The organism is Pseudoalteromonas sp. T1lg24 (genome assembly GCF_002964745.1).
Classification (GTDB): Bacteria; Pseudomonadota; Gammaproteobacteria; order Enterobacterales; family Alteromonadaceae; genus Pseudoalteromonas; species Pseudoalteromonas spongiae.
This window is the reverse complement of record NZ_PQCB01000033.1, coordinates 1,542,366-1,557,545: the sequence shown is the minus strand read 5'-3', so window position 1 is coordinate 1,557,545 and position 15,180 is coordinate 1,542,366. Positions and strand designations below refer to the sequence as shown.

Sequence of the window (15,180 nt, the reverse complement as noted above, 5' to 3'; positions counted from 1 at the left end):
CCACACCTCTTTATAAAAACTATAGGTTTAGAGGATTATATAATGAAACCAAAAAAGCAGTTTAAAGCTAATTTAGTTACGCTTTCAGTGCTTTGTGCGTTTTCGTCATTTTCCTCTGTTGCAGATGAGAATGAACAAGCACAAGTACAAAAGGAAATTGAAGAAGTTGTTGCAACCGCAAGCCGTTTAAAAGGCAGTGCAAGTGCAGTAATTGAAGAGCGTAAAAACCAAGCTTTCGTTGCCGACATCATGGGTGCTGAGCAAATTTCACGTACCGGTGATTCAGATGCTGCATCTGCGCTTCGTCGTGTAACAGGTTTAAGCTTAGTAAACGATAAATTTATTTATGTACGTGGTTTAGGTGAGCGTTACTCAAGCGTTCGATTAAATGGCGCATCTGTACCGAGCCCGGATTTAACGCGTAGCGTTATTCCACTTGATATTTTCCCATCAAGCATTATCGAATCACTTTCAGTACAAAAAGCCTATTCACCAAATATGCCAGCGGCGTTCGGTGGTGGTGACGTAAATATTCGTACTAAAAGCATTCCTGATGATCGCGTGTTTAAAGTGGATATCGGTGCAAGCTATAAAGACACCAATGATGAAGGTTACACATACGAAGGTGGCAGCGATGATTGGTTAGGTACCGACGACGGCACACGCGCTATGCCTGGTACTGTGCGTGCTGCACTTAATCGTTATGTTAACGGTTTATCGGATATTTCTATTCGAAACATTCGTGATATTGAGTCAAAAGCGCTTGGTGAAGATATCGGTCAAGACGCCGCGATTGCGTTAAACAAAGACCTAATTAAAGCGTTACCGCGTGATTATGGATTACAAGAAGAAAGCTTAAATCCAGATTTTGGTATTAAAGCAGTTTATGGTGACCGTTTTGATGACGTGTTTGGCTTTGGCGGGTCGCTTGGCTTTTTAGCAAGTGTTGCTTACGATAATGAATGGTCAAACTCACAAGAGTTTTCTGCAGTACTATCGGCGGTAGATGCGGCGCAAAGTGGCGACTGTTCAAAACAAAGTTTTGCCTGCTATTCAGCTAAAAATGATAAGCAAACGACCAAAAATAATATCAAGCTAAATACCTCTTTAAATTTAGGTTATAAACTTGATGGCCATGAATTAACGGCAACATACATGAAACTTCGTGATACCGAAGACGAAGCGTCAGTTGCTATTTATCAAGAGCCATCAAAATCATTAAGCATTGATGATGGTCAAGTTCAGCGCAGTCATACAACGTCATTTGAAGAGCGTGAATTAGATATTCTTCAAGTTCGCGGTCAGCATAATTTAACGTGGAGTGTATTAGATGGCGTTGGTATAGATTGGCATTATACCGATTCAACGGCGACGACAGAAATTCCAGGTGAACTTGAAATCACCGTCCGCGATGAGTATCAAGACGGTCAATACCAACGTACCTTCTATAATGGCTCACTCGGTGGTAACCCGTATTTATATCGCTTCGTTGATATGGAAGATCAGGTTGAAAACTGGGGCGTAAATGTAAACAAGGTATTTTACTTTGATGGTTCTGACATTGAGCTTTCAGGTGGTGGTTACTTTATAGAAAAAGCGCGTGATTATCGCACTGACTTCTTTAACTACCGCTTTGCACAAACTCAGCAAGTAGAACTGGCTCAAAGTGAAGATGATGCATTAAACATTGGCAGTTTCTTCAGTAACGACAGCACAGTAGATAACACAGATGTTGAGCTATTATTCCAAGAGCCAACAGCAGATGACTACTTAGCGGCGCAAATGATTGACGCATATTTTGGTGCATTCGATTACACCATTAATAACAACTGGCGTTTAAGCGGTGGTGTGCGTTATGAAGATTTCCGTCAAGTTGCGTTAGCGTTTTCACGAAGTGCATTTGACCCTGCATTACTTGAAGATAAGCTAAGCAGCGAAGCCATTGAGCAAGCGACAGTAATGGAAGACGACTACTTTGGCTCACTTTCTATGACGTACAGTCAAGATAGCTACCAAGTACGTTTTGGTTACGGCAACACGGTTGTTCGCCCGGATTTACGTGAACTTACGCCTGTTCAATATCAAGACCCACTCACTGATTATCGTACCCTTGGTAATCCGTACTTAGAGTCAAGTTACCTTGATAACTTTGACACACGTGTGGAGTTTTACCTAGACAACGGTGATAACTACTCAATTGGCGCGTTCTATAAAGATATTGATAGCCCAATTGAAGCGTTACTTACTGAAAGTGATGGTCGTTTTACACTGCAATTTGATAACGCAGACAACGCAGTTGTTTACGGTATTGAAGCGGAGTGGATGACAGAACTAAGTGCCGATATGTTAGGCGGTGCGTTCTTTACATCTGGTAACTTAACGGTAAGTGATTCAGAAGTTACAATTTTAGAGAGTCAGCGCGGCGATTTAACAAATCTTAAACGTCGAATGACAGGTCACTCTAAGTACGTTGCAAACGTTCAGCTTAACTATGATTCTCACAATGGTAATCATCAAGCGTCCGTTATCTACAATGTATTTGGCGACCGTATTCTTGCGGCTGGTGTTAATAACTTTGACGATGCATACGAGCAACCAATTAACTCGTTAGACCTTGTATATAGTTATTATCCAAACTTTAACTCAACGATTACGTTCAAAGTTAAAAACCTACTAGGTCAAGACTTTGAAGTCGAGCAAAATGACGTATTAATTCGTCAAAAAGAAATGCCAACGGAAATCAGCTTAGACTTCTCATACGAGTTCTAACAACATAGACTTTCAACTAAACCTAGCGTATTAATTTACCTAGCCAAAAAGCTCAACTTCGGTTGGGCTTTTTTTTATGATTTTTATTCAACAAAGCCTTTTATACGGTAGATTTCTAGAAGTCTAAATGATAGATTTAAATTTCTGCACTTTGTAGAACATTAATAACTCTCACGCATCAAAGTTATTACATTTTATTTAGGAATTAGAATTATGTTAAAAGTTGGTTTAGTCGGTTGGCGTGGTATGGTTGGCTCCGTATTAATGGAGCGTATGCAACAGGAAGGTGATTTTACGAAAATTGATGCGACCTTTTTCACCACCTCACAAACCGGCCAACTTGGACCTGATATCGCAGGTGACGCAAAACCATTATTAGACGCAAATGACATCAATGAGCTGGCTAAAATGGACGTGGTACTCACGTGTCAGGGCGGCGATTTTACCAAAGCTGTGTACCCAGGATTACGTGAAACCGGTTGGAATGGTTACTGGATTGATGCTGCATCTGCACTACGTATGGCTGATGACAGCATTATTGTATTAGATCCTGTAAACCTTGATGTAATTAAACAAGGGTTAGAGCAGGGGGTTAAAACCTTTGTTGGCGGTAACTGTACTGTTTCACTTATGCTTCTTGCTTTAGGTGGCTTGTTTGAGCAAGACCTTATTGAGTGGGTAAGCCCAATGACTTACCAAGCGGCATCAGGCGCAGGCGCACGCAATATGAAAGAACTCATTGCACAAATGGGTGAAATTCATCACGAAGTAGCCGACAAACTTGATCCTGCATCGGCTATTTTAGAAGTGGATAAACTCGTTTCTGAAAAAATTAAATCAGACACTTTGCCAACCGATCAATTTGGTGTGCCGTTAGCAGGTAGCTTAATTCCATGGATTGATGTGCCAATGCCTTCAGGTCAAAGTAAAGAAGAATGGAAGGCGGAAGTTGAAGCAAACAAGATTTTAGGTAGCAATAAGCAGCCTATTCCCGTTGATGGATTATGCGTGAGAATTGGCGCTATGCGCTGCCATTCACAGGCGATGACAATCAAATTGAAAAAAGACATTTCGGTAGAAGAAGTTGAATCAATTTTAGCGTCACATAACCAGTGGGTAAAAGTTGTACCAAATGAGCGTGAAGTAACAAGTAAAGAACTTACGCCAGTTAATGTAACCGGAACCCTATCTATTCCTGTTGGTCGTATTCGTAAATTATCGATGGGCCCAGAATATATAAGTGCGTTCACGGTTGGTGATCAGCTGCTTTGGGGCGCTGCGGAGCCACTGCGTAGAATGTTACGTATCATTACTGATTAATATTAGTTATCTATTGTTTAAAGCCACCTGCGGGTGGCTTTTTTGTATTTTAAATTTAAAAAGTACATATCTAAACGTATAAATTACTTTCTAAGTACTTGTTTATATGTAAAATAAATCTTTATCTATTCTAAATTAAAGACTCGTATGTTGGTAAGACAGGCAACGCTTGAAGATTCAGTTGCGATAAGTGAACTGATAAGCAGATTAACGGTAAAGTACGTATTACCATCATGTGAAAGTAAGGTTCACCACATACTACTGAGCTCAATGAGTTCTAAGCAGGTAAGCAACAACCTACAAAATGGCTACTATTACTTGCTTGCAGAAAACGCCAACAAACAACTTATCGGTGTTGCGGGGTTAAAAGATTATAGCCATCTTTATCATTTATTTGTCTGTGATAATCACCAAGGGCGGGGAATTGCTAAAACCTTGTGGCAAACCATCAAGCGTGATGCAGAGCGTATCAATAATACCAAGCAGTTCACGGTTAATTCGGCAATAACAGCTGAAAGTGTTTATTTATCGTTTGGTTTTAAACGACTATCAGGCATACGCAATAGAGACGGCATGGTAGATATACCCATGACCCTTACCCTATAACTCCATATCGCAGTTAATCCGTTAACATTTTAAGATTGCGTTTAATGCCGGCGTTTATGGTATTTCAACGCTTAAAAATGTAGTACCAGAAAATTTGCTGGCTAACTGGCAAAAATCAACGCAGAAAAAAAGGAAAAACAATGGATTAGCTTAAAGGTTTTATCTTTGTCCTGGTGCAAGCGGTTCTAATAACAAGCGTCATCGTGAGTAATAGGAATCATGTAATACTGATATAAGTGCAAAACACGGAATTAAAGCAATGGCTGGTAAAGCTTCAAGAAACAGTCACAAACCTGCGCGTAAAAGTAGGGGTGGTAGAAAAATAAAAGGACTTTAAATAAAGTCCTTTTTGTTTCAAAGCTATCTATCTGCAGTAGGTGTTTTTAAGTTCTTTAAATCTTACAGCTTCTGTTTTACTTACTTCAAGTGCATATGATTTTTGTAGTTTCAAAAACCTAGTAATGTACTTGCATTTGTATTTAGGTGGTAACCATTTATCAATATCCTTATCATCTCTCTGCCTTTTCAAACTTGCCTCAACACTTAGTAAGTTTGCTGGGTCGTTTGCGAATTCTACTCTTTTCGCTTTACTCCAAGAATGAGCACCATGTTTCCACGCCCAAGCGAGGGGAACGAAGTGGTCAATATCTACTTCTGAAACGTTATTTATTACTTCCCCAGTAAATAATGATAACCACTTTCCTGATTTTACTTCGCATTTTTTAGATGATTTAAACTGAACTTGTGACCATGAAAATTTAATAAGCTTTTTCATTCTGAAGTTCCGACAATCTCCGTCTTGTTCTACCCACTCACTCTCGAACTGTTTGCGGGAATCCTTTATAGAGCTATCTGTTTTATGTAGCGAACTTTTGGTTGCTTGCGAATTTCCTTTGTAGTTTTTAGGTAAATCCCCTCCAGAGTCTAAACATGATTGTAGCGTTGAAAATGATTCATAGTTTTTTGTTTGCGTATAGTTAGCGCTGTAAGTGTCGTGACAGATACCCGATTTAGACTTCTTTACTAACGCTTCGGCATTAGAAGACAGGGCAAGAAATAGTATAAAAAAAGCTAGATTAATGACGTTTTTAGGCTGCATAAAGTCCCTATGCTGATTGTCCCATTGTGGTAATAATTCACAATACAGCAATTGTTAATCATGTACTAGTTGTGATGTTTGGTTTAGATGTACACATGATTTAGTTATGGTGGGGTAGGTTTATAGAACAAGAAAAGGACTTTAAATAAAGTCCTTATTGTTTTCATTCAATTTGAACCGACATTCCATGTCAGAAATCTAATTAAGCTTAGTCAATGATTGAAATTTATTTCATTTAAAAGTTGAGTTTGTAAATTAACTCTGCTTCTTCCCGCTATATTTACTCCATCAACCGCATTACAGTAATCTTGATTTCTTGCCTTCATGTACCAGTTTCTATAAAGTAATTTTCGTTCTGTGGCTACAGATAATTACCCTTAGGTTAATATGAATAAAAATAAAGATGGCTTAATATATCACTACACTTCAATTCAAGGTTTTCTTGGTATCATTGAAACTCAATCTCTATGGGTTACAAGTATAAACGGTGTTAACGACAGTCTTGAGGGTAAGCTACATGATTCACTTCTGAAATCTGCTTTAGCTAATTTATCACTTAGCCCGTTAGACGTAATTGAATTTATGGAAAAGTATCAGAAGTCAAATCCTATAACACCACACTTACGCAAGATACCTGACATGGAGGGCAACCCTGAATTTATTGATACCTTACGAGATCTTTGTAAAGGAACTATGGGTGAGCTTATATCATCTTCTTTGAATTTTATATCAGCAGCTTTGCTTCCGCATATTTGCTGTTTTTCAAATCAAAGAGATAAGCTTAGTCAGTGGAGAGCGTATGGTGATGATGGTAAGGGGGTTGTCCTAGCTTTTGATAGGGCTGAAATTGAATCATCAATTAAAAAAGATTTAGGTTTTCCAGTTGAAGTTAGAGATGTAATTTATGATAAAGCTGAGCAAGAAAGCTACAGTAAAGAACTAGTTCAACGATTGATTCGTCATATGATGATTAAGCAAACAAACAGTAGTCTGGAATCTGTCAAGGTTAGTAAAGACTATTTTATTTCACCACTACTTTTTAAAAATTACACTTTTAGTGAAGAAGAAGAGGTTAGGCTAATCTACAACTCTAGCGATGCCAAGGATAGTAAGTTTAGGTGTGTTAACGGGAATATTGTTTCTTATTATGAGCATGCTTTTCACGCTCAAAGTTTAAAGGGTATTGTTTTAGGTCCAAAGTGTTCGTTATTAACACATACTAACGATTTTAAAGCATTTCTTAGCCGTAATTTTAAACACGTTTTAGATGATGGTTTTATAGAAAAGTCTGCTTCTTCATATCGATAGGTCAACAAACTACCATGGCCTGTCAAGCATGATTGAGCTCTTGTAGGGTTAAAATGCTTGTTTTTATAGGTACGTTAAAATAACCGTAATTAATGCGGCTTAATTTGCGTTCCAGTGTAATTGCGCGGATTTAGTACGTTTACGCGCTATAACCAACTTTTCTAGTTTGGCTATTTTCATTTTGCGTTTATGCACCTGAGTCTGCTAAAAATTAAGGCTTTGATGTAAGGTTTTAATGTTCTCAATATCACTAAGAGAGTAAGCGCCCGTTTCGGTTTGCAATAAACCATCACGATTGATAAAAACATTTTCCCATTGCTCACCCCAGCCAATGGCACCACGATAACGGACTTCTAAAAGGGTTCGCGCACGTGGGCGCGGGTCATTTGTTCTTATCCACCGTTCAAGCGTACGTTTTGAAACCGATAAATATTCACATACACGGGATTTATCAATTCGCGCATGTGTGTTGCAGGCTTTGGCAAATCCCGCATAAAATATCAATTCCTCAAAGCTGGCTTCTATAATCACACGTTGTCTGTTCATCTATCCGTATTCCTTGAATCTTTGTAAGTAACCAACGTCCGCGCGGTTTGATGTAAAGGAATAAGGGTTCTAAATATATTCCAAAATGTTCTATGTGTTTTTGATGTAAATTGAAAAGTGTGGATTTTACGGGGTTTTATATAATTTTGGCGGGTACAAGGAAATAGACACATTATGACGCAAAACATGCAATTTAACATAACGTACATTACAGGTGTTTAGGTGTGGCGCCATTGCTTATCAACCTATACCAATTCTTTAGTGCAATTTTCGAATTATGTTCTTAACTATATAAAGAATAAATTATTTTATAAATTACGTTTTACATGAGTGACATAAAAAAACAACGTCAATTACTCAGCATATACACAATCGCGGTTATTGTAACTGCTATTGCGCTTACATTTGTCTCACTGTATTTTTATAGTCAGGTTGATAAGCAATGGCGTTTGTATTCAACTGATGCACAGCAAGTATACTCATTACATGACAAGCTTATACAAAAAATGGGATACGGCGGATTCATTCATAATTTTAAAAATTTAGTATTACGTAAAGACGTTGATCGTTACCTGCCATTACTTAATCAAAACCTACAAGATATAAAGTCTACTTTAGAAAGGCTTAAGCAGTTTAATCAGTATACGCCTGAGTCAATTAATATCATTAGCAAAACGGTTAATGCCTACGAACAAAAGCTAAATATCATGTTAGTTATGGTTAGCCAAGGTAAAACCAGTGAACAGATTGATGCTGTTGTAAAAGTGGATGATTTACCCGCACTTAAAGCGTTTGCACAGTTTGATAGTGAACTTAAATCTCGTTTAACAAAGCAAGGAAAATTAATAAACAACCATTTTTCTGTCGCCTATAGCGTTCATATTGCTAGTATTGTGATTTTTCTTTGTTTGTTCGCTATTTATTTTATTAAATTAATATCAGCAAATAAAAAAGAACACGAACTAACAAATAAAGCGTTGGAAGGCGCGCGCGTTAAATCCGATTTTCTAGCAAATATGAGTCATGAAATTAGAACACCGCTGAATGGCATTATGGGATCGTTACAATTACTACAAGGTAACTTAAAGCAAGGTAAAAACATCGACTTAGCTTCCAAGGCGTTGTTCTCGTGTAAAGCTTTATTGAGCATTATTAATGATATTTTGGATTTTTCTAAGATTGAAGCTAAGCGGATCAATATTGAACAGGTTGATTTTTCTTTGGTTGACGTTTTAGAAAGTTTATCGTCTAACGTTTTACCTTTAGCGACCGAAAAACGCATTTCATTTACCATAGAAAAAGATAAAGACATGAGCGATTTATGGATTGGCGATCCGGTGCGTGTCGGTCAAATCTTACTTAATTTAACGTCAAACGCAGTGAAATTTACAGAAACCGGTGGTGTTACGGTGTCTGTTTGCCGCAAACAATTAAATAACATTAACGGCGTGAGTTTTGTGGTAACCGATACAGGGATAGGCATGAGTGAAGACGCTTTACTTCAACTTTTTGAACGATTTACCCAAGCCGATTCGAGTATTACCCGCAAGTTTGGTGGCACAGGTTTAGGAATGGCAATTACGAAAAGCCTTGTTACTATAATGGGAGGGGAAATCAGCGCAACAAGCACCATTAACCAAGGTACGCAGGTATCTGTGTTTTTACCATTAGCGCAAAGTAAAAAAAATACCCTGGTGTGTGAAGAACAAACAATTACCCCACCCGATTTAAAGCATCTATCAATTTTAATCGCGGAAGATAACGCACTTAACACCGTAATTATCAAAGCTATGATGGAGGCAACTAATGCAACACTTCACTTTGTCACTAACGGCGCTGATGCAGTAGAACAATTTACAGCGTTATCACCCGATTTAATTTTAATGGATATTCAAATGCCAAAAATGGATGGCATGGAGGCGTGTCGTCGTATAAAAAGCGAAAATGCCGACGTTCCAATCATTGCGATAACGGCGAATGTGATGAAAAACGATGTATTGAACTATCACCGCATTGGGTTCAATAGCCACATCGCTAAGCCAATTGATAAAAACCTGTTGTATAAAACCTTAAAAGGCTTTGTTGATAACTCAAATGTACTGGATGACTAAGAGTCGTAAGTTTCCTGTATCGCTTTGATATGCTTAATGTGTTGTTCAGACGCAGCATCAATATTGTTGAATTGGTTTTCTAACATGCCGGTGCTTACGCCCACTGCGATAATAAGTGCTGATGCTAAGGTAACGGATACCTTGGTGGTACGAGAGGTATTAGTAAAGAAATAATAAACGAGCCAAAGCAGAAATAAGTAAACAACAATCTGCCAAGCATAATTAAAAAGGGACTGAACTAAATCCATAGTATGTACTTCTTTACTAATCGTGAAGTTATTCTATCAAGAAGCGAATTTAAATTCCTATTTATTTTTGCCCGCTTTCTTAGCTAAGAATTTTCCAAAGAGATTGAGTAACAAAACAAACAGAATTACTACAGAGAGTAACGCAAGTAATTTCATAATAAGCACTGACTATTTATTCATAGATTCTACAAAACTACCCTACTTATTTTCACTTTACTAGTTTTAGCGTTAAATACATTTGTGTGTGTAAATTAGATATAGGTATTAGAAAATAAACTATTTATGAAGTGTTAATAGCGTATTGCCAAATAAGTGGCAGTGTATAAATTAAGCAAAGTGGTTGTTTTGAAATATAGAATTCGTTTTTATGATTGTGAATTTTGGCAAAATCTCTACAATATACCCCTTTAAATGCGTCGTTAATCATCTCAATTACTATTGATTGAGGTCACTGGCTATCGTTCAGCCATATTTAGGAAGTAACATGATTTCCAAAGAAGCCACTCTTGTAAAAGAAGCGCTTATTGCTAAGGGGTTAGAAACACCTCTCAAAGACGTAGGCCTTAGTTCAGAACAAAAATATGACAAACTAAAAGGCTTATTTACAGAAGTTGTTGATACACTTGGGCTTGATCTTAATGATGATAGCCTAGCCGAAACGCCACATCGCATTGCAAAAATGTATGTGCATGAGATTTTTTCGGGGCTTGATTACGAAACCTTTCCAAAAATTGCGTTAATTGAAAATAAAATGCAAGTAGATGAAATGGTTAAAGTGAATAACATTTCACTAACGAGTACCTGCGAGCATCATTTTGTTACCATCGATGGTTACGCCAAGGTCGCTTATATTCCAAATGAAAAGATCATAGGTCTGTCTAAAATCAATCGTATTGTGCGCTTTTTTGCTAAGCGCCCTCAAGTACAAGAGCGATTAACACAGCAAATACTCATTGCTTTACAAGCCTTGCTTGAAACTGACAATGTTGCAGTATCAATTAACGCAACTCACTATTGTGTTAAAAGCCGTGGTGTAATGGATGCCACGTCTGAAACATCAACCACTGCATTAGGTGGCGATTTCAAAACCAATAGCAATACTCGCGCTGAGTTCTTAGCGAATTAATACAAAAAAAGGTGTGATTAAAAATCACACCTTTTTTAATTAAATACAATTTTACGTTAGCTTGCAGTATTAATGCTTTTCACAAACTCAGTGACTGGCATGCCATTACAGGTAATTGCTTTAACATTCTTACTTCGCTTCGCAACTGCTTTAACACCAAGCTTAGCCGCTTTTGCACATAATTGCGTCGCGTCACTATCATCTACTAAATTAAACTCTTGCGTTGAGTTTTGATTTTCTTTTTGCGTTTTAGCAAAGGTTTTAAGTGAAACGCCATTACACGCAATATCTGAATAATGTTCACTGATAAATACGCCCTGCTCTTTTGCAAATGCTTTAGCAGCTTGAAATCCATTCGTTTTGGCTACATTACATACAGAAGTATAGAATGTATCTTTAGACACATCGTTGCTTGCAAAGGCAAATGACGACATAGTGAGAGTAAGTACTGAAATTAACTTAAGCATAATATAGCTCCTAAATGAATTTTGAGCGAATTATATACACTAAATTTAGTTTAACAATGGAAAATATAGCTAAAACCAAACTGTCTACAAATTAAACTAACTCAGTGATCATTAAGCTCACATCATTAACAAGCTGTTTTCATATTAACGATGAAAATGGCAGGCTAAAGGTGACCAATTTGCAAAAAGTATTTAAGTTAACCATTTTGATAATAAGTGTCTGGTGTTTAAATGTTGCAGCCAGTAGTTATTGTGATAACACTCGCTCTGCCTCATATACTCAGAAAAATACAGTTACGGTAATGAGTGCCAACATCGCCCACGGGCGCGGTACCAATTTCTCTCAGATAACCAGCTCAATTGAGCAGATTAAAACAAATTTAAACGCGATTGCGACAAAGGTGAATCAAATCAATCCCGATATTGTTGCATTTCAAGAAATAGACAAAGCCTCTTGGTGGAGTGGTCAATTTAGTCATGTGGATTACTTATTAAAACGAACAAATTTTCAAAATTACGTTGCTTCGAGTCATGTAAAAGCCTGGTGGGGAGACTATGGAACCGCGCTTTTTTCTAAACTTCCACTTATTGATTGTGATGGCATTACGTTTGCCCCAAGTTGGCCTACAACTAATAAGGGATTTAGTTACGCTAAGGTTAGTTTAAACAAGCAAACTCAAGATATCATTGTGGTTTCTTTGCATTTAGATTTCTCGAGAGCATCAGTACGTAATAAGCAAATTAAGAAACTTCTTACCACACTTAAGGATGTGAACACCCCTATGATAATTATGGGCGACTTTAATACCGATTGGCGTTGGCAAAATTCAATCGTTAAAACCTTATCAGATAACTATGGCTTACGTATTTATAATGCACAGTCTAATGAACTCAATACCTTTGGCGCAAAAAGACTCGATTGGATAATGGTATCTAAACACTTTACTTTTAAGTCATATTACAATGTTGAAGGCGCGCTGTCGGATCATGCCTTTGTTGTTGCGGAGCTAGAATTCAGTGAGCTCTAAAATAAGCATTCAAATAAGTATATTACTATTATGTTTATCTACGTTTGCCCACGGAGCAATGCCGCTTGAGGTAAAATTTTTAATAAACGAGATAAAACAAAGCGATTGTTTGTTTATACGCAATGGCGTTTCCCATCCAGCGAAACGTGCCGCTGAGCACCTAACATTAAAATATAATAATGGAAAATCATACGCACAAAACGGCAAATCCTTTATTAAAAACCTCGCAACTAAAAGCGCGTGGACGGGTATAGCCTATAAGATAAAATGTCCTAATAAAGAAGCTGTTAACAGTAATGAGTGGTTAAATAATAAACTGACTAATTTTAAAAAATCAACGCGAAACCGCTAAATTACTTGCATTGGCAGTATATTACTGTATAGTGCACCAACTCCGGCAAGCGCTGTGTTTTGGGACTTTATCAGCCAATCGTCGGAATGAACGCTAAATTACGCGTTAACTGTGTGACGAGGTAAAGACCAAACATAACTAAAATAGCTAACGCTATTTGGGTGCTATATGCTGCCATGTATATTTCTACATTTTGGCCTCTACCTCCGTGTATCTTATTTAGGCGAAAGCCGCAAAAAAGTTGAGTAGTAGATGTCAAACGACAAAATTTTATTCGAAGAACTAAACCTTCCTACCCCTATTCTAAGTGCAATTACAGAACTTGGTTTTGTAGAGCCAACTCCAATCCAACAACAGTCAATTCCGGCATTATTAGCAGGTAAAGATGTACTAGGTGAAGCGCAAACAGGTACAGGTAAAACTGCAGCATTTGGTTTACCACTACTAGCACGCCTAGATGCAAACCTAAACGCACCACAAATGTTAGTGGTATGTCCTACACGTGAGCTTGCTATTCAGGTAGCAGAAGCAATTACAGATTTCGCTAAAAACATTCGCGGCTTAAATATTGCGACTGTTTACGGTGGCCAATCTTATACTATCCAAAACCGCGATCTAAAACGTGGCCCACAAATTGTTGTAGGTACACCAGGTCGTATGATGGACCACATTGAAAAAGGTCGTTTAAACCTAGACAACCTAAAAGCATGTGTATTAGATGAAGCAGACGAAATGCTTAACATGGGTTTCTTAGACGATATCGAATGGATCTTAGACCATGTGCCAGAAGATACGCAGATGGCGTTCTTCTCTGCAACTATGCCAGCACCTATTAAGAAAATTACGTCTCAGTTCTTAACTGATCCTGTTCACGTTAAAATTGCTGTTGAAAAACAAGCAAAAGCTAACATCACGCAACGTGCATGGCGTGTAGGTGCTATTGGTAAAACAGCGGGTCTAGAGCGTATTGCAGAAGTTGTAGATTACGATGCAATGATTGTTTTCGTACGTACTCGTAATGACACCTTGACGCTAGCCGAGCACCTTGTAAACAAAGGCTTCAAGGCAGCTGCACTAAATGGTGATATGCAGCAGCAAGACCGTGAACGCATCGTTGACCAACTTAAAAATGGTCGTATTCACATTCTAATTGCAACCGATGTTGTAGCGCGTGGTCTTGACGTACCACGTATCAGCCACGTAATTAACTACGACTTACCATTTGATAGTGAATCATATGTTCACCGTATCGGTCGTACTGGTCGTGCTGGTCGTGAAGGTGAAGCGATTCTATTTGCATCACACCGTGAAATGCGTCTTCTTAACCGTCTAGAGCGTGCAACTGAAGGTCAGATCACGCCATTCGAAATGCCTGATGCAAGCCAATTAAGCAAGCACCGCATTGAAAAAACAAAAGAAAAGCTACTAAGCGTTGCAGCAAGCCCGAACCTTGAAAAATACACTGAGGTACTTGCAAAGTTCACTGAAGAAAGTGAAATTACAACGGAACAATTAGCAGCTGCAATGTTGTATCAGCTACAGCAAAAACTACCACTATTCCCACAAGCGGATCCGGTAGATAAGCGTGGCGCACGTGATGGTCGTCGTGAAGGTGGCCGTGAGCGCGGTGGCAGAGATGGTCGTCGTGAAGGCGGTCGTGAACGTCGTAATCCAGGTGATTTCGCTACCTATAAATTTGCAGTTGGTCGTGCACAAGGTGTTAAACCAAGTGACATCGTTGGCGCAATTGCTAATGAAGTACGTATTAATTCTCGTGAAATCGGTAATATCAAACTGTTTGATAACCACTGTCACGTTGAATTACCAAAAACGTTGCCTAGCCAAGGTTTTGAAAAATTAAAGAACGTGACAATTCGTCGTCATAAAATTAACCCAAGCATTGTTGAAGGTGCAACGGGTCAATATGATTCTGAAAATCGTGGTAAGCGTCCACCTCGTAAACGTGAGCGTAGCAACGATGATCGTTCTATTAAAACATTTAAAAAGAAAAGCAGACCAAGAAGAGATGAGCGTTCAATGCCAACGTTTAACTAATTAAGGTTAGCTCCAAAAAAGCCATGCATTGCATGGCTTTTTTGTTATTAATCACTTACAAATTTCAACAACATAAAACGTGAAATAAACTATTTAGACGCTCATACTGTATATGAATTTAATTTAATGAATATGGCTGTTAGGT

General features: G+C 38.1%; 13 protein-coding genes. 9 read left to right on the top strand and 4 right to left on the bottom strand.

What is annotated here, in order from left to right:
* Positions 1-42: 42 nt before the first annotated feature.
* The 3 genes from C2M30_RS19135 to C2M30_RS19125 all read left to right on the top strand — a co-directional run bounded on the left by C2M30_RS19135 (position 43) and on the right by C2M30_RS19125 (position 4,695).
* Complete coding sequence (locus C2M30_RS19135; RefSeq protein ID WP_105172910.1) at positions 43-2,769, top strand: TonB-dependent receptor domain-containing protein; 2,727 nt, start codon at positions 43-45, stop codon at positions 2,767-2,769.
* A 213-nt stretch (positions 2,770-2,982) separates the two neighbouring features.
* Positions 2,983-4,089 carry an aspartate-semialdehyde dehydrogenase gene (gene asd, locus C2M30_RS19130; RefSeq protein WP_105172909.1) on the top strand — a complete coding sequence of 369 codons (1,107 nt, stop codon included), beginning with the start codon at positions 2,983-2,985 and terminating at the stop codon, positions 4,087-4,089.
* Positions 4,090-4,236: 147 nt separating this feature from the next.
* A complete protein-coding gene (locus C2M30_RS19125; protein WP_105172908.1) occupies positions 4,237-4,695 on the top strand; it encodes a GNAT family N-acetyltransferase in 459 nt (152 codons plus the stop codon).
* Positions 4,696-5,059: 364 nt separating this feature from the next.
* On the opposite strand, the gene C2M30_RS19120 is transcribed toward C2M30_RS19125, so the two are convergent.
* Positions 5,060-5,794, bottom strand: coding sequence for an HNH endonuclease family protein (locus tag C2M30_RS19120; RefSeq protein ID WP_105172907.1), 735 nt, complete (start codon positions 5,792-5,794; stop codon positions 5,060-5,062).
* A 387-nt stretch (positions 5,795-6,181) separates the two neighbouring features.
* Here C2M30_RS19120 and C2M30_RS19115 point away from each other — a divergent pair, with 387 nt between their 5' ends.
* A complete protein-coding gene (locus tag C2M30_RS19115; protein WP_105172906.1) occupies positions 6,182-7,102 on the top strand; it encodes a DUF2971 domain-containing protein in 921 nt (306 codons plus the stop codon).
* Positions 7,103-7,306: 204 nt separating this feature from the next.
* Here the strand turns inward: C2M30_RS19115 and C2M30_RS19110 are convergent, their stop codons facing one another.
* Complete coding sequence (locus tag C2M30_RS19110; RefSeq protein ID WP_105172905.1) at positions 7,307-7,648, bottom strand: hypothetical protein; 342 nt, start codon at positions 7,646-7,648, stop codon at positions 7,307-7,309.
* A gap of 326 nt (positions 7,649-7,974) precedes the next feature.
* On the opposite strand from C2M30_RS19110, the gene C2M30_RS19105 reads away from it, so the two are divergent.
* Positions 7,975-9,759: an ATP-binding protein gene (locus C2M30_RS19105; protein ID WP_105172904.1), complete on the top strand. Its 1,785-nt coding sequence runs from the start codon at positions 7,975-7,977 to the stop codon at positions 9,757-9,759.
* Here the strand turns inward: C2M30_RS19105 and C2M30_RS19100 are convergent.
* Complete coding sequence (locus C2M30_RS19100) at positions 9,756-10,007, bottom strand: hypothetical protein (RefSeq protein WP_105172903.1); 252 nt, start codon at positions 10,005-10,007, stop codon at positions 9,756-9,758. The genes C2M30_RS19105 and C2M30_RS19100 overlap by 4 nt on opposite strands.
* A gap of 484 nt (positions 10,008-10,491) precedes the next feature.
* Here C2M30_RS19100 and folE point away from each other — a divergent pair, with 484 nt between their 5' ends.
* Positions 10,492-11,133 (top strand): GTP cyclohydrolase I FolE, encoded by a 642-nt coding sequence (gene folE, locus C2M30_RS19095; protein WP_054978838.1) that lies wholly within the window; start codon positions 10,492-10,494, stop codon positions 11,131-11,133.
* Between the two features lie 56 nt (positions 11,134-11,189).
* Here folE and C2M30_RS19090 read toward each other — a convergent pair whose 3' ends face one another.
* Complete coding sequence (locus C2M30_RS19090; protein ID WP_105172902.1) at positions 11,190-11,600, bottom strand: DUF3718 domain-containing protein; 411 nt, start codon at positions 11,598-11,600, stop codon at positions 11,190-11,192.
* A gap of 179 nt (positions 11,601-11,779) precedes the next feature.
* Here C2M30_RS19090 and C2M30_RS19085 point away from each other — a divergent pair, with 179 nt between their 5' ends.
* From C2M30_RS19085 to C2M30_RS19075, 3 genes are all read left to right on the top strand, one after another.
* Entirely contained in the window at positions 11,780-12,628 is an 849-nt protein-coding gene (locus C2M30_RS19085; protein WP_158683583.1) for an endonuclease/exonuclease/phosphatase family protein, read from the top strand.
* Positions 12,618-12,980 (top strand): DUF5329 family protein, encoded by a 363-nt coding sequence (locus tag C2M30_RS19080; RefSeq protein WP_105172900.1) that lies wholly within the window; start codon positions 12,618-12,620, stop codon positions 12,978-12,980. The genes C2M30_RS19085 and C2M30_RS19080 overlap by 11 nt, the downstream gene beginning before the upstream one ends.
* Before the next feature lie 252 nt (positions 12,981-13,232).
* A complete protein-coding gene (locus C2M30_RS19075; protein WP_100915200.1) occupies positions 13,233-15,035 on the top strand; it encodes a DEAD/DEAH box helicase in 1,803 nt (600 codons plus the stop codon).
* Positions 15,036-15,180: the final 145 nt, after the last annotated feature.

Coding starts and splice junctions, on each gene's coding strand:
- C2M30_RS19075 (WP_100915200.1), top strand. CDS start 13,233: ATGTCAAACGACAAAATTTTATTCGAAGAACTAAACCTTCCTACCCCT.
- asd (WP_105172909.1), top strand. CDS start 2,983: ATGTTAAAAGTTGGTTTAGTCGGTTGGCGTGGTATGGTTGGCTCCGTA.
- folE (WP_054978838.1), top strand. CDS start 10,492: ATGATTTCCAAAGAAGCCACTCTTGTAAAAGAAGCGCTTATTGCTAAG.
- C2M30_RS19120 (WP_105172907.1), bottom strand. CDS start 5,794: ATGCAGCCTAAAAACGTCATTAATCTAGCTTTTTTTATACTATTTCTT.
- C2M30_RS19090 (WP_105172902.1), bottom strand. CDS start 11,600: ATGCTTAAGTTAATTTCAGTACTTACTCTCACTATGTCGTCATTTGCC.
- C2M30_RS19125 (WP_105172908.1), top strand. CDS start 4,237: ATGTTGGTAAGACAGGCAACGCTTGAAGATTCAGTTGCGATAAGTGAA.
- C2M30_RS19110 (WP_105172905.1), bottom strand. CDS start 7,648: ATGAACAGACAACGTGTGATTATAGAAGCCAGCTTTGAGGAATTGATA.
- C2M30_RS19100 (WP_105172903.1), bottom strand. CDS start 10,007: ATGGATTTAGTTCAGTCCCTTTTTAATTATGCTTGGCAGATTGTTGTT.
- C2M30_RS19115 (WP_105172906.1), top strand. CDS start 6,182: ATGAATAAAAATAAAGATGGCTTAATATATCACTACACTTCAATTCAA.
- C2M30_RS19135 (WP_105172910.1), top strand. CDS start 43: ATGAAACCAAAAAAGCAGTTTAAAGCTAATTTAGTTACGCTTTCAGTG.
- C2M30_RS19105 (WP_105172904.1), top strand. CDS start 7,975: ATGAGTGACATAAAAAAACAACGTCAATTACTCAGCATATACACAATC.